This window comes from Roseovarius confluentis (assembly GCF_002917925.1).
GTDB classification, from domain to species: domain Bacteria; phylum Pseudomonadota; class Alphaproteobacteria; order Rhodobacterales; family Rhodobacteraceae; genus Roseovarius; species Roseovarius confluentis.
This window is the reverse complement of the sequence record NZ_PPFE01000005.1, coordinates 123,942-138,405: the sequence shown is the minus strand read 5'-3', so window position 1 is coordinate 138,405 and position 14,464 is coordinate 123,942. Positions and strand designations below refer to the sequence as shown.

The 14,464-nt window shown below is 64.3% G+C and carries 12 protein-coding genes; 11 read left to right on the top strand and 1 reads right to left on the bottom strand.

Features of this window, described 5'->3' with window-relative positions; translation table 11 throughout:
- Positions 1–35 precede the first annotated feature (35 nt).
- The 11 genes from C2I35_RS13470 to C2I35_RS13420 all read left to right on the top strand — a co-directional run bounded on the left by C2I35_RS13470 (position 36) and on the right by C2I35_RS13420 (position 12,838).
- Positions 36–962, top strand: a complete 927-nt coding sequence (locus C2I35_RS13470) for a branched-chain amino acid ABC transporter permease (protein WP_103763585.1) — start codon at positions 36–38, stop codon at positions 960–962.
- Positions 959–1,903: a branched-chain amino acid ABC transporter permease gene (locus tag C2I35_RS13465; protein WP_103763584.1), complete on the top strand. Its 945-nt coding sequence runs from the start codon at positions 959–961 to the stop codon at positions 1,901–1,903. The genes C2I35_RS13470 and C2I35_RS13465 overlap by 4 nt, the downstream gene beginning before the upstream one ends.
- Positions 1,900–2,607, top strand: coding sequence for an ABC transporter ATP-binding protein (locus C2I35_RS13460; RefSeq protein WP_211286146.1), 708 nt, complete (start codon positions 1,900–1,902; stop codon positions 2,605–2,607). Before C2I35_RS13465 ends, C2I35_RS13460 begins: the two co-directional genes overlap by 4 nt.
- The gene (locus C2I35_RS13455; RefSeq protein ID WP_103763688.1) at positions 2,607–3,302 is read left to right on the top strand and encodes an ABC transporter ATP-binding protein; all 696 of its coding nucleotides are present in this window, start codon (positions 2,607–2,609) and stop codon (positions 3,300–3,302) included. Before C2I35_RS13460 ends, C2I35_RS13455 begins: the two co-directional genes overlap by 1 nt.
- A gap of 133 nt (positions 3,303–3,435) precedes the next feature.
- The gene (locus C2I35_RS13450) at positions 3,436–4,287 is read left to right on the top strand and encodes an FAD binding domain-containing protein (RefSeq protein WP_103763687.1); all 852 of its coding nucleotides are present in this window, start codon (positions 3,436–3,438) and stop codon (positions 4,285–4,287) included.
- A gap of 8 nt (positions 4,288–4,295) precedes the next feature.
- Complete coding sequence (locus C2I35_RS13445) at positions 4,296–6,974, top strand: molybdopterin-dependent oxidoreductase (protein ID WP_103763582.1); 2,679 nt, start codon at positions 4,296–4,298, stop codon at positions 6,972–6,974.
- On the top strand, positions 6,967–8,406 hold the full coding sequence (locus tag C2I35_RS13440) for a 6-hydroxynicotinate reductase (RefSeq protein ID WP_103763581.1): 1,440 nt from the start codon (positions 6,967–6,969) through the stop codon (positions 8,404–8,406). The genes C2I35_RS13445 and C2I35_RS13440 overlap by 8 nt, the downstream gene beginning before the upstream one ends.
- Positions 8,406–9,248, top strand: a complete 843-nt coding sequence (locus C2I35_RS13435; RefSeq protein WP_103763580.1) for a UPF0280 family protein — start codon at positions 8,406–8,408, stop codon at positions 9,246–9,248. The genes C2I35_RS13440 and C2I35_RS13435 overlap by 1 nt, the downstream gene beginning before the upstream one ends.
- A complete protein-coding gene (locus tag C2I35_RS13430; protein WP_103763579.1) occupies positions 9,241–9,822 on the top strand; it encodes an amino acid synthesis family protein in 582 nt (193 codons plus the stop codon). Before C2I35_RS13435 ends, C2I35_RS13430 begins: the two co-directional genes overlap by 8 nt.
- A gap of 94 nt (positions 9,823–9,916) precedes the next feature.
- Complete coding sequence (locus tag C2I35_RS13425; RefSeq protein WP_103763578.1) at positions 9,917–10,840, top strand: HNH endonuclease; 924 nt, start codon at positions 9,917–9,919, stop codon at positions 10,838–10,840.
- A gap of 213 nt (positions 10,841–11,053) precedes the next feature.
- Positions 11,054–12,838 carry an ABC transporter ATP-binding protein gene (locus tag C2I35_RS13420; RefSeq protein WP_103763577.1) on the top strand — a complete coding sequence of 595 codons (1,785 nt, stop codon included), beginning with the start codon at positions 11,054–11,056 and terminating at the stop codon, positions 12,836–12,838.
- Positions 12,839–13,551: 713 nt separating this feature from the next.
- Here the strand turns inward: C2I35_RS13420 and C2I35_RS13415 are convergent.
- On the bottom strand, positions 13,552–14,415 hold the full coding sequence (locus C2I35_RS13415) for an aldo/keto reductase (protein ID WP_103763576.1): 864 nt from the start codon (positions 14,413–14,415) through the stop codon (positions 13,552–13,554).
- Positions 14,416–14,464 lie beyond the last annotated feature (49 nt).

The following is a 14,464-nucleotide window of genomic DNA, read 5'->3' as shown; positions in this document are numbered from 1 at the left end:
CCTGCGCGGCGGGCCGGGGCGTGTGACCTGACCTGATGGAATTCGGACCTCATCTTATCCTCGCCACGCTGGAAGGCGCGGTGACGGCGGCGGTGCTGGCGCTGACCGCCGTCGGCCTGAGCCTTGTCTTTGGCGTGATGCGGGTGGTGAACATCGCGCATGGCGAATTCTACATGCTGGGTGCGGTGATCGCCTGGTACGTGGCGCAGATGGTGGGCGGGCATCCGGCGCTGGGGTTTGTTGCAGCACTTGTGATCGCGCCGCTGGTCGTGGGGGTGCTGGCCGCGGCGGCGGATGTGACCATACTTAAGCGTATTGAGTATGATCCCGAGCGGACGATCGTGGCGACGATCGGCTTGCTTTATATCATCCAGCAACTGACGTTGATGACCTATGGCCCCGAAGCGAGGCCTGTGGAGGCGCCGTTTAATACAAGGGTCGAGCTGCCGTGGTTCGACTGGTTCGAGACGCTGTTCGGCATGGCGCAGCCGTGGGGGTGGAGCATCACGTCCTACAAGCTGTTCGTGATCTTCGCCGCGGGCGCGGTGCTGTGCGGGGTCTGGGCGATGATGGCGCGCACGAAGATCGGCCTGTTGATGCGCGCCACGCAGGCGGATCGGGACATGGCGCTGGCCTTTGGCATCCCGGTGGAGCGGGTTTATGCGCTTGTTTTCGGGATCGGCGCGGCGCTTGCAGCTTTGGGCGCGGTACTGATCGTGCCGATCCAGCAGGCGCATTACCTGATGGGGGTCGAGCCGTTGCTGCTGGCCTTTATCGTGGTGATCATCGGGGGGCTGGGGAGCCTTCCGGGCACGGTATTGGCCGCCTTGTTCATTGGGTTGAGCGACGGGATCATCTCGGTCTTCTTCTCGCCAACGCTGGCGAAAATTCTCGCGACGTTGCTGGTGGGGCTGGTTCTGGTATTCCGGCCGCAGGGCCTGTTCGGGACCAGAACGGCATGAACATGGGCGGGCGTGTTCTGGGATTGCATCTGGGCCTGCTGGTGGTGCTGTTCGCGTTGCAGTTCGTGCTGCCGGCGTACCATCACGGGAATATTGCGCGGATCATGGTGCTGGCCAGTTATGCGGTGGGGTATAATATTCTGTTTGGCTACACGGGGCTGTTGAGCCTTGGGCACGCCTTGTTCTTTGCGGCTGGCATGTACGGGATGGGGCTGACCATTCAGCACGCTGGGTTCACGCCTGCGCCCGCGTTGATCGTGGGGATCGTGGCGGGGTCGCTGGTGGCTGGCGGGCTGGCGCTGTTGGCGCTGCGCACGGCGGGCGTGGCGTTCATGATCGTGACGCTGATGTTCGCGCAGGCGGGGTACCTGACGATCCTCTACTTTGGAGAATACACGCGCGGCGACGAGGGGTTCGTGATCCAACAGGCGCAAAGGGTGCTGTGGGGGATCGACCTGAGCGACCCGACGGCGCGGTATTTCGCGGCATGGGGGCTGTTTTCGGTCTGCTTCCTGCTGTCGCTGTGGCTGGTGCAAAGCCGGTTCGGGCGAACACTCATTGCCATCCGCGAGAACGAGGAGCGGGTGCGGATGTTGGGCTACGATACCTACGCGCACAAGCTGGGAGCCATGGTGGTGTCGGGCACGATCTCGGCCGCCGCGGGGGCGTTCTATGGGCTGCTGTTCGGCTATGCCGGGGCGACATTCGGCTCGGTGCAGTATTCGATCTTTCCGCTCTTGTGGGTTCTTTTGGGCGGTGCGGGCACGGTGCTGGGGCCGTTCGTGGGCACGCTCTTCATGTTCTACCTGATCGACCTCAGTTCCGGCGTGACCTCGGCCTACATGCTGATCGCGGGCGTGGCGCTGGTGGCGCTGACGCTGTTCGCGCCGCAGGGCCTGACCGGGGAAGTGCGCCGGCGGCTGTGGAAAGGGTTGCCGTGATGCTGCTCAAGGTGCGGGGATTGTCCAAGTCGTTCGACGGGTTGCAGGCGGTCACGGATGTGGATTTTGACCTGCCACAAGGCGAGGTGCGGGCGCTGATCGGGCCCAACGGGGCGGGCAAGACGACGCTGGTGGGGATGATCTGTGGACGTATCTCGCCGACATCGGGGACGGTGACGTTCGATGGTGAAGACATCACCCGGTTGCCCGCGCACAAGCGCATTATGAAGGGGATGGCGTACACGTTCCAGATTACCTCGATCTTTCCGCGTCTGCCGGTGAAGGAGAACGTGGCGCTGGCTGCAAGGCGGCGGTTGCACGGCAACGCAGTGGGCACCGCCACGGCGGAGGCTCTGGGCCGCGTCGGGCTGGAAGCACAGGCGGACGAGGACGCCGGGAACCTCAGCTACGGGCACCAGCGGCTGCTTGAGATCGCTATGGGTTTGGTGCAGGTGCCGCGACTGCTGATCCTGGACGAGCCGACGCAGGGTCTTTCGGAAGGGGAGATCGACGCGTTCAAGGCGTTGATCCGCGCGTTGGCAGGGGAGACGACGATCCTGCTGATCGAACACAACATGAAAGTGGTGATGGAGACCGCCGACACGGTCAGTGTGTTGAACTTCGGAGAGATGCTGGCCGAGGGCACGCCGCAGCAGATCCACGAGAATGCCGACGTGCAGGCGGCCTATCTGGGGACCGGATGATGCTGGAACTGCAAGGGGTCAATTCGGGGTATGGCGCGGCACAGGTGTTGCGCGATCTGTCCTTGCGGGTCGAGGCGGGCGAGATTCTGTGCCTGCTGGGTCGCAACGGTGCCGGCAAGACCACCACGATGCAGACGATCATGGGGCTGTTGCCGCTGATGTCCGGGCGGATCACGCTGGATGGGCAGGATCTCGGCAGCCTGCCCGCCCACGAGGTGCCGCGCGCGGGCATCGGGTATATCCCGCAGGGGCGTCGGCTGTTTGCCGGCCTCAGCGTGGCGCAGAACCTTGAGATCGGGTTGCAGGTGCGCGGCGCGGGCAAGGATGTTCTGGACGAGGTGCTGGACCTCTTTCCCCGGTTGCGGGAGCGGATGGACCAGCCGGCGCAGACCCTGTCGGGCGGAGAGCAGCAGATGCTGGCCACGGCGCGGGCGTTGTGCATTCAACCCAAGGCGCTGCTGTTGGACGAACCGACCGAGGGGTTGCAGCCCTCGATGATCGAGGCGATCCGGCAGGTGATCGTCAAGATGCGCGCGCAGGGCGTGGCAATTCTGTTGGTGGAGCAGCGGGTAGATGCGGTTCTGTCGGTGGCCGACCGCGTGGCGTTCATCGAGAACGGACGGAACGGCGAGGTGCTGAGCGCGGAGGCCCTGCGGCAGGATCATTCGATCGTGGACCGCTATGTGGGCGTCTGAAAGGCGGCGCAACATTCCATCGTTGCACGCGTTTCGCCTTTCGCTGATGCCTCGGGTCAAAGGCAAAACGCTTTGAGTTGACAGGACGAAACACCGCGTCGCACGATATCTGCACCCCGACATGGAGAGCGGCGTGACCGGATACACACGGCCCGAAACCCTGGACGACGCGCTGGCGCTGCTGGCGCAGACCGGTGGGCGCGTGGCGGCAGGCTGTACCGATCTTTTCCCGGCAACAGGTGCGCGGGCCTTGCAGGGGCCGGTGGTGGACATCACCGGGCTGGCCGGTTTACGCGGGGTCGCAGTGACCGATGAGGAGCTGCGCATCGGGGCGGCAACGACATGGACGGATATCCTGAAAGCGAAGCTGCCGCCGGCGTGCGACATGCTGAAACAGGCGGCGCGAGAGGTCGGTTCGAGCCAGATCCAGAATGCGGGAACGATCGCGGGCAATCTTTGCAACGCTTCGCCCGCGGCGGACGGGGTGCCGTGCCTGCTGGCGCTCGACGCAGAGGTGGAACTGGTCTCGGGCGAGGACGTGCGGAGATTGCCATTGAAGGATTTCATTGTCGGGCCGCGCCGCACGGCGCTGACCCCCGGCGAGATCGTGACAAGTGTTCACGTGCCGCGATCGGCGCTGAACGGACGGTCGCGGTTTCTCAAGCTTGGCGCGCGGCGCTACTTGGTGATTTCCATCGCCATGGTCGCGGTGCGGCTGGTCGTGGAAGGTGGGCGCGTCAACGACGCGGCGCTGGCCGTGGGTGCGTGTAGTGCCGTGGCCACGCGGTTGCCGCAGGTAGAGGCTGTGCTGAGGGAGCGTGCGGCAGACCATACGCTTGCGGATGTCATTTCCGAGGATGCCGTTTGCGCGGCCTTGTCGCCGCTGGACGACATGCGGGCGACGGCTGGCTATCGCGGGCACGCGGCGACGGAACTTTTGCGCCGGGCGGTGGCGGATGCGGTCGGCGCAGAGGGTGTGTCGTGAACCGTCCGATGGACACGTGCACGCTGACGGTAAACGGGCAACGCCACGTACTGCCCGCCGATCCGGCGCGGCGATTGTCGGAGGTCCTGCGCGACGGCCTTCGCCTGCGCGGCACGAAGGTGGGCTGTGACGCAGGCGATTGCGGGGCCTGCACCGTGTTGCTGGACGGTGCTCCGGTCTGTGCCTGTCTGACGCCGCTGGGTCAGGCGGCGGGGCGAAAGATCGAGACAATCGAGGGGCAGGCGCACACGCCTTTGCAACAGGCCTTTCTGCGGCACGGGGCGGCGCAATGCGGGATCTGCACACCCGGCATGGTGATGACGGCGGAAGCGTTCCTGCGCGACACGCCGGAGCCCACGCGCGCCGAGGTCGAGGAGGCCCTGGGGGGCGTGCTGTGCCGGTGCACCGGGTACACCAAGATCATCGATGCGGTGCTGGATGCAACTCCCGGCGACGTGGCGCCGATGCCCGACGCCGGAGAGGCCGTTGGCGCGGCCGTCGCAAGACTGGACGGCGTCGCAAAGGTGGACGGGACCGAGGCCTATGGCGCGGATCACGTGCCGGACGGTGCTTTGCTGGTGCGGGCGGTGCGCGCACCATACGCACCTGTATCCTTTCAGTTCGGAGAGGTCGCGGACTGGGCTGCGGCGCGAGGCGTGCAGGTTTTCACGGCGCAGGACATCGCCGGGACCAACCGCTTTGGCGTGATCCCGGCGTTTCGCGACCAGCCGGCGCTGGCGGAGGACCGCGCGCGGCTGGCGGGCGAAGCGGTGGCGCTGATCGCCGGTCAGCCTTCGGTGGTCGAAGCGTTGGACCTGTCGGACTTTCCGATCACGTGGCGCGAGGACCCGGCGGACCGGCTCGTGCACGATGCGCATCCCGACAACCTGTTGATCGCCGGCAAGGTCCGGCGGGGCGCGGCACGGCAAGCGATGCAGGACGCCGCCTTTACCGTCAGCGGCGCGATGCAGACGGGATATGTCGAGCACGCCTATATCGAACCCGAGGCAGGCGTCGCATGGATGGAGGGTGAGACGCTGGTGATCCGGGCCTGCACGCAGGCGCCCATCATGGATCGCGACGATACCGCCGCGGTGCTGGGCCTGCCGCCGGAGGCCGTGCGGATCATACCGGCGGCCACGGGTGGCGGGTTCGGTTCCAAGCTGGACGTATCGTTGCAGCCGCTGGTGGGTCTGGTGGCGCTGAAGACCAGGCAACCGGCGCGGATGATCTATAGCCGCGCCGAAAGCATGGCTGCGACCACCAAGCGGCATCCGTCGGACATGCGCTGCACCCTTGGCGCCGATGCCGACGGGCGGATCGTGGCGATGGACTTCGACGGAGATTTCAATACGGGGGCGTATGCCAGCTGGGGGCCGACCGTGGCGGGCCGCGTGCCGGTCCACGCCTCGGGGCCCTATTTCATCCCGAATTACCGCGCCGAGGCGCGGGCGAATTACAGCTATCAGCCGATCTCCGGCGCGTTCCGGGGGTTCGGCGTGCCGCAGGCGGCGATCATGCAGGAGACGCTGTTCGACGACCTGGCAGGCAAGCTGGGGATGGACCGGCTGGCCTTTCGCAAGCTGAACGCGCTGCGCGACGGGCAGGCGACGGTGTTCGGCCAGACTCTTAATGGCGTGGGAATCGCGGCTTGCCTGGAAGCGCTGGAAGGGCGTTGGACAGATGCGCTGGAAAGGGCCGAGCGGGCCAATGCGAGGGGCGGGAGCGTCCGGCATGGGGTTGGCATCGCCTCCTGCTGGTATGGCTGCGGGAATACGGCGATCGCGAATCCGTCGACTATTCGGATCGGGTTGACGCGCGATGGACGGCTGTGCCTGCACCAGGGGGCGGTGGATATCGGGCAGGGATCGAACACGGTAATCCCGCAGATCGCGGCGGATGCGCTGGGGTTGCCGCTGGCGCAGATGCAGATCATCGGAGCGGATACCGCGCTGACGCCGGATTGCGGGAAAACATCCGGGTCGCGCCAGACCTACGTGACCGGAAGCGCGGCATTGAGGGCCGGCCAGGCATTGCGGGCGCTGATCCTGAAGCAGACGAATATGGGGCCGGAGGCGGTTCTGCACCTTGAGGGCGCCATTCTGCGCGTGAGCGACGGCGCGCGGGAGCAAGTGATTGATCTGGCCACGCTTTCCGAGCAGGCGCATGGCTATGTCCTGTGCGCCGAGGAAAGCTATGATCCGCCGACCCAGCCCTTGGACGAGGACGGGCAGGGGGTTCCATATGCCGTTTATGGCTATGGCGCACAGTTGGTGGAACTGTCGGTGGACATGGGCCTTGGCACGGTGAAGGTGCACAAGGTCACGGCGGCGCATGATCTGGGCCGGGTGATCAACCCGCAGCTGGCCGAAGGGCAGGTTGAGGGCGGTATCGCGCAGGGGCTGGGACTGGCGCTGATGGAGGAATTCATTCCGGGGCGGACGGAGAACCTGCACGATTACCTGATCCCCACGACGGGCGATATGCCGGAGATAGCGACGATTTTCCTGGAGGTGCCGGACCCCGAGGGGCCGATGGGGGCGAAGGGGCTGGGGGAGCATGTGCTGATCCCGACCGCCCCCGCGATATTGAACGCGATCCGGGATGCGACCGGGGCGCTGGTGACACGTCTGCCCGCGCTGCCGCATCGCGTGCTGGCGGCGATCCGCGAGGCCGGAGATGGCTGAGCGCGGGCGCGAGGAGAAGATCCGCTGCGATGCGTGTCCGGTCATGTGCTACATCGCGCCGGGCAAGATCGGGGCGTGCGATCGCTATGCCAACGAGGATGGCCGGATCGTGCGCTGTGATCCGCTGACCATACTTGACCGTAGGGTTGCCAAGGGGGACGCGGTGAAGCCGTTCCTTGGGCCGGACTGGGATGGTGAGGTTCTGGGCGGCGAGGAGGTGTTCGTTAGTGGTGTGGGGGCGGGCACGACCTATCCCGATTACAAGCCCGCGCCGTTCATCGTCAGCCGCGAGGTGGAGGGGGCCGATTTCGTCACCGTGGTGACCGAGGCGATCTATTCCTATTGCGGGGTGAAGGTGAAGATCGACACGGACCGCCATCTCGGGCATGAGGCCGCCACCGTGCGCGCGGGCGGCGAGGCGGTGGGGCATGTGACCACGTCGGAATATGGCTCGCAGATGTTGTCTTTGGGCGGGGTGGATCATCTGACCGGGGGCGGCAAACCCGAGGGACGTGCGACCTGTGATGCGCTTCTGCGGCTGTGCAACCGCGAGGCGGTGGAGCTGGAGATCGACGACGGCGCGACCGTGGTGGTGCAGGCGGGGCAGGCACCCGTGGTCAACGGCCAGCTCGAGGAACGGATGCGCGTCGGCTGTGGCTCGGCCACCATCGGCATGTTCGCCAGTCAGTGGCACGGGCTGGTGGACGAGGTGGTGGTGGTGGACGACCACATCACCGGCGTGGTCAGCGAACACCAGGCGGGCAAGGTGCTGGGCTGGCCGGATACGGGGATACGGATCAAGGGGCGCCGGTCGACGCCGGGGCGGTATTTCAAAGTGGCCGAGCCGGGGCAGGGCTGGGGCGGTACGGACCTGGACGATCCGTTGGCGATCTTGAACCCGTGGCTGGAGAAGAAGGGCGCGAGACCGGGGCTGACGCTGTTGATGGTGAGCACGACGGGCGAGCATCACGGGTATTACGTGCTGGACGATGATTTGCGGCCGCAAGAGGCGGCTTTGCCAGAGGTTTTGAAGCCGTCGGTGGAGTTGATTGCCGAGAATTGCGAACCGGCGCTTTGCACGGTGATGTTCCAGGCGGGTGCGGGCGGGTCGCTGCGGTCGGGCGTGACGCAGAACCCGGTGAAGCTGACCCGATCTGTGCAAGCGCTGAAGACGCGTGTGACCTGTGGCGGCGCGCCGGCCTTTGTCTGGCCCGGGGGCGGGATCACGTTGATGGTCGACGTGTTGACGATGCCGGAAGGATCGTTTGGGCATGTGCCGACGCCCGCCTTGGTGGCGCCGCTGGAATTCACGCTGAGCCGCGCGGATTACCGGGCGCTGGGCGGGCATGACGCGGCTGTGCGGACGGTGAGCGATATCCTGAAGCATGGCGGCGAATACGGCAGTGCGGTGCGTTTCGTGGAGCGCGATTGATGTCGGGGCCGCAGGCGAACTGGCTGCCGGATGGGCGGCGGCTGCACCTGCATCACGGGCCGATCGACATGATCGTGGGTATCGAGGGCGCGGGACGCGACGCGGCGTTTCAAAGAGCGGTGGCGAGATTCGGGGCGTTGCTGGACGAATTGGTGGCGGAGTTGCCGCGCTTGCGCCGTCCCTGTGGCGGGCCGGTCGAGGCCGAGACGGCGCAGCGCATGGTCGAGGCAGTCCGGCCCTTCGCGCCTGACTTCGTCACGCCGATGGCGGCAGTGGCGGGCGCGGGGGCGGAAACGATCCTGGCCGCCGTGCTGGCAGGGCCGGGGGTGTCCAAGGGGTATGTGAACAACGGCGGGGACGTGGCGTTTCACATCGCACCGGGCGAGACGATGACGGCGGCCATCGCAAGCCCGGTGCCGGGCACTGTCACCTTGCGGGCCTGGGATCCGGTGCGTGGCGTTGCAACCTCGGGCGCGGGGGGGCGGAGCCATTCGCTGGGGATTGCTGACGCGGTGACGGTGCTGGCGCAAGGTGCGGCAACGGCGGACGCCGCCGCGACGATGATCGCCAATGCCGTGGACCTGCCGGGGCATCCGGCGATCGTCCGCGTTCCGGCCTGTGACCTGTCGCCCGACAGTGATCTTGGCGAGCGCGCGGTGACGCAGGAGGTCGGCACGCTGGATGTTTGCGAGATCGCGACGGCGTTGGAGGCCGGGCGCGGCTATGCCGCGAGACTGGTCGCGCGCGGGATCATCCAGGCCGCCTGCCTGAGCCTGCGGGGCGCTTGCGTGACCGTTGGCGAGACTGTCATGATCGAAGAAAGGGACCCTGAACATGCCTGATTTCACCCTGCGCAAGACCGCGTTGTTCGTCGAGGAGATCCACCATGACGGCGGGCCGGTCGCGGACCTGCCGCGTCGCCGCGCCGCGATGGCGGCTCTGGTGAAAAACCCGTTTGCCGGAACCTATGCGGAGGATCTGCAGTCGGCCATGGAGGACCTGAATCCGCTGGGTCTGATGATGACCGACCGGCTGATCGAGGCGATGGGCGGTGTCGGGGGCATCGACGGCTATGGCAAGGCTGCCATGGCGGGTGAGGCCGGCGAGCTGGAGCATACGGCGCTCTGGCACGTGCCGGGCGGTTACGCGATGCGCGCGCGGCTGGGCGAGGCGAAGGCGATCGTGCCCTCGTCGATGAAGCAGGGCGGGCCGGGCAGCCGGATCGACGTGCCGCTCGGTCATATCAACGCAGCCTATGTGCGTAGTCATTTCGACGGCATGGAAGTGGGCCTGCCCGACGGGCCGCGGGCCGATGAACTTTTGTTCGTGCTGGCCATGAGCCGCGGGGGGCGTATCCATGACCGGATGGGCGGTTTGACGGTGGATGAGGTGAAAGGCGACGACGGGTTGCGCTGAAGGCGTTTCAGCGCATTGCAAGACGGATGAAAATGGCGCGACGACCACGTCTGAAAAAGCTTGCATTCCGGCTGGTTAAAGCTTTCCTGGGGCTATGGTTAAGCTTGTTTTGCTTCATAAGGCCGACTCGAACTACGACGACGAGTTGGACGATGTCTATGATTTTCCTCGCGCGTATCTGAAAGCAATCAATGAGGCGGTTGGCGACTGGATTATCTATTACGAACCCGTCAAGGCAGGGCCGCGCGGGTATTTCGCAACTGCGAAAATTGACCAAGTGATTCCGAAGCCTGGGGTTGAGGGCAGATACCTGGCTATCATCGACCCGAAGTCTTTTCTTCCGTTTGACCGTGAGGTGCCCCGTCTGCGGGACGGGCGCCCTATGGAATCGGCCCTGACAGAACCGGACGGCACACCGAGAAAGGGAGGCGCGGTACAGCTTGCTGTGCGACGATTGCCGGAAGAAGACTTCGCCCGTATTGTTGACCTTGGGTTGCCTCAGGAATTGGAACGGATTGAGGCGACGCGCTATGATCCACAAATTCCTGGGATTAATGAGGGCTCGGAGCCCTTTAAACGCCCGGTTTTGGAGCGCCTTACCCGTAGGCCCTATCGTGATGTCGCTTTCCGTAGAAATGTACGCGAGGCCTACGACTACCGCTGCGCGATGTCAGGCCTGATGTTACGCAATGGCGGCGGCCGTCCGGAGGTGCAGGCCGCGCATATTCGACCTGTTGAGCACCAGGGAAGCGACTCTGTTCGCAATGGCCTCGCGCTGTCCGCCACTTTGCACTGGATGTTTGATCGCGGGTTGGTCTCTGTCGCTGACGATAACGAGACAATTCTCGTGTCGCGCAACAAAGTACCGGAAGACGTCGTGGATCGTCTGCTGCGACCGGATTGCAAACTTTGGAAGCCGAAGGATCGGGAAAATTGGCCAAGCCCAAAGAACTTGAAATGGCACCGCGAGAATGTTTTCGGTCAGGTGATCGGCGAGGATCCAATCAAGTGGAATTGAATAGTCACGGAAAACACCCACGTTGCTCTCCGCCGGAAGGTCAGTGCGCCCTAAATCGCTTTAATATGGAGGCTTGCCCCCGTCCCGGGCAGGCCCGGGACTCCCCCAGGATATTTTTGGCCAGAGGAAAAGGGGGCGTCGACGCGGGGGGCTGACCTTTGGGATTGAACCCTCTATAGGCCTCAGTCGAGAAGCGATCGGATTGCAGCCCATATGAGCGATACCCCAGCGAAGAAACGCCAGCCGCTTTACAGCGCGGCGGACAAGCGGAACATGCGGTGGTTCTGGCACGGCTACCTGCGCAAGCATTCCGGCAAGCTGTTGCTTGTGCTGTTGCTGATCCTGGTGCAGGGCTTGGTCTATCAGCAGTTTCTGGCGATGACCGAAGACGGCCTGCGGGTGATTTTCGAGTCCGGCGCGATGCGGGACCTGATCGAGGTCTGTGTCGTGGTTTTTGTCCTGTTCGCGACGCGAGGCGTGGTGTCTTTCCTGGCGCCGATGATAACGGTCAAGATATCAAACCAGGCAATCTACGAGATGCGGCGGGATCTGATCGGGCACCTGATGTCGCTGGACCTGGCCTATTTCGAGCGGACGAAATCGGGCGAGATCATCCAGAAGCTGGTGACGCAGACGCAGCAGATCGGGTTGTTCGTGGGCCTTGGCGTGGCCGGTGCCCTGAGGGACGCGGTGACCGTGATCGTGGTGTCGGGATATCTCATCTGGAAGAACCCGATCCTGTTCGTATCAGCCATCGTGGTGCTGCCGTTCATCATCATGGTGATGAATTTCGTATCCGACCGGGTGAAACAAGCCCAGGGCGAGGCCGAAGAGGCGCTGGGCGGCTACATGAACGGCATCGAGGAGACGGTGAACGGGATGCGCACCGTGAAGATCGCCCGGCAGGAAGAGGTCGAGAAGGACCGGTTGATGCGTGGCACCGACGCGATCCGGCGGCTGATGAACCGGGTGCAGGTGACCCAGGCCCTGATTTTGCCGTCGATCGACCTGAGCTCGGCCTTCGTTTACGTGCTGGTGATCGGGGGTGGCGGATATATGGTGTTGTCGCCGGACTACGACGTGGACGGTGCGGGGATCATTACCTTCCTTCTGGGGATGGTGATGGTCTTCGACCCGGCACGCCTGCTGGCGCAGTTCTTTGGCGGATTGCAGTCGAACCTCGTGCTGCTGGACCGGGTGCGGAACCTTTACGACCAGGAGTCCAGCATCCGGGACGCGGACGATGCGAAGACGTCGTTCGACACGAGTGGCGATATTGTTCTGGAGAATGTGAGCTTTTCCTATTCCGCCGATCAACCGCTCTTTGAAGGGCTGAGCATGGGATTCGAGGGTGGAAAGGTCTCGGCGATCGTGGGGTCTACGGGGTCGGGCAAAACCACGATCCTGTCGCTCTTGTCGCGGCTTTACGATGTGAAGGGCGGCGACATCACGTTCGGTGGCACGCCCATACGGGAGTTGCAGGTGGCGGCCCTGCGCGGCGCGTTTTCCGTGGTGGCGCAGGATATCGTGATCTTCAATGCATCTATCTGGGACAATATCCGCTACGTGAACCCCGACGCGAGCGACGCGCAGGTCTGGCAGGCGGCCGAGGATGCGGAGATCGCCGACCTGATCCGCGCGCGGGGCGAGACGCCGGTGGGTCCAAAGGGGGCACAACTGTCTGGCGGGCAGAAGCAGCGAATCGCGATTGCGCGGGCCTTCCTGCGGGATGCGCCGATATTGCTGCTGGACGAGGCGACCTCGGCGCTGGACCAGGCGACGGAAGAACGCATCAAGTCGGCGCTGGCGCGGCTGACCAATGGAAAGACGACGATCGTGGTGGCGCACCGGCTGAGTTCCATCTCCGAGGCTGACCGGATTTTCGTGCTGGAATCGGGGCAGTTGGTGGAGATGGGCCGGCACGAAGAACTGCTGGCCGAGAACGGGCTTTATGCGCGGCTCTACCAGGCGCAGAAAAAAGGCTATGACGGCAGGTAATCGGTGCGGCGGTGCCGCGCAGATTTGTCTCGGCGTCGGCGCTGGGCCTCCGCCTCGGACGACTTGCAGATGTGACGCCTTATCGTGAGATGGATGCGCGCGTGGATGGTTCCGGATGCCTCCGGAGCTTGTCGCCCGCTATACGAGTTGGCGTTTTCCCAAGGCCATGCCGTCGATTGGCACAACAAGGCGTATGCATTGAGCCTGCTCCGGAATTGCCACCATAATACGGCGCGATCCGTAACCTTGACCTGCCGGTAGCCAGTCAGAATCCGCGTCCTGTCGGGGTCATTCGCCATGAAGTCGGGCCATGAAAAACCAGGTGCCGCAAAATACCCGGACCGCCGATCAAACACCGTCAGGTCTGGTGCATCAAGCTCGATTTCCTCGGTTTTGTCCCGGCGACTGCGGTCTGCGTATGCCTGCCAAATAAATCCTCGGAATGATCGGTGCGGCCGGCCCCAGCCAAATCGCCAGCCCGAGGGAGGGGCTGACGATGGTCAAGCCGCTTCGCGGCTGTTAATCGGCTGGGTGCTCGACATAGATGTCTCATAAGGGCTCATAGCGTTCAGCTAGATACGAACCCTGACAGCACCTAAACTGCACCACGAAATGCAAATGGCAGAGCCCAAGTTCCGCCCTCCGCATGCATCAAGGCTTTGCAGTCTCGATCATCGCCCCCCGGCCGCGTATCGCAGCCGGAGGTATTCCAATTACATCGTGCCGCCGTAGACCGGGAACACGCTCGCGTCGCCGTAATCCTCGATGGGCTTCGCGTTCTTCAGGGTTTCCATGTCGGCGTCCGAAATCTCGAAGTCGACATCGGCGTTGTTGCGCATGTGATCCGGGTTTGCCGTTTTCGGCAGCGGCAGCAGGCCCAGTTGAAGCAGGTAACGGATGCAGAGCTGCGGGACGCTGACACTGTACTTGCCGGCCATTTCGCCGATCTCGGCGTTGTCGAGAATCTGGCCGTGGCCGACGGGTGAGTAGGCTTCTACCACGAGCCCCTTGGACCTGGTGTAGTCGATCAGGTCGAAGGGCGTGTTGCTGACATGCGCGAGGATCTGGTTCAGCATCGGCTTCACCGTGGCGTTGTCGAGCAGGTTGTCGAGGTCCTCCTTCTGGAAGTTCGACACGCCGATCGCGCGCAGCTTGCCCGCCTCATACGCCTCTTCCAGCGCCTTCCACGCCGCCAGGTTGCCTTCGAAATAGCGGTCGGACCCGCCGAAATCTTCCCAGGGCTGGGGGCTGTGGATGATCATCATGTCGATATAGTCGAGGCCCATCGTCTTCAGGGAGCTGTCGATCGAGGCCCTGGCCGTCTCGTAGTCCTTGATGCCGGCATCCAGCTTGGTCACCACGAAGAGTTCCTCGCGGGGCACGGAGGCGTTGCGGACGCCGTCGCCCACGCCGCGTTCGTTGCCATAGGCCTGGGCGGTGTCAATGTGGCGGTAGCCGATCTCGACGGCAGCCTTCACCGCATCGGCAGCCTTGTCGTCGTCGATGAACCAGGTGCCAAGGCCCAGCTTTGGGATCTCGACGCCGTTGGACAGGGTGTAGGTGCTTTGCAGTATCATGGTGGGTTTCCTTTCTTCATGGTGTCGGTCGGCTCGCTCGATCCGGACA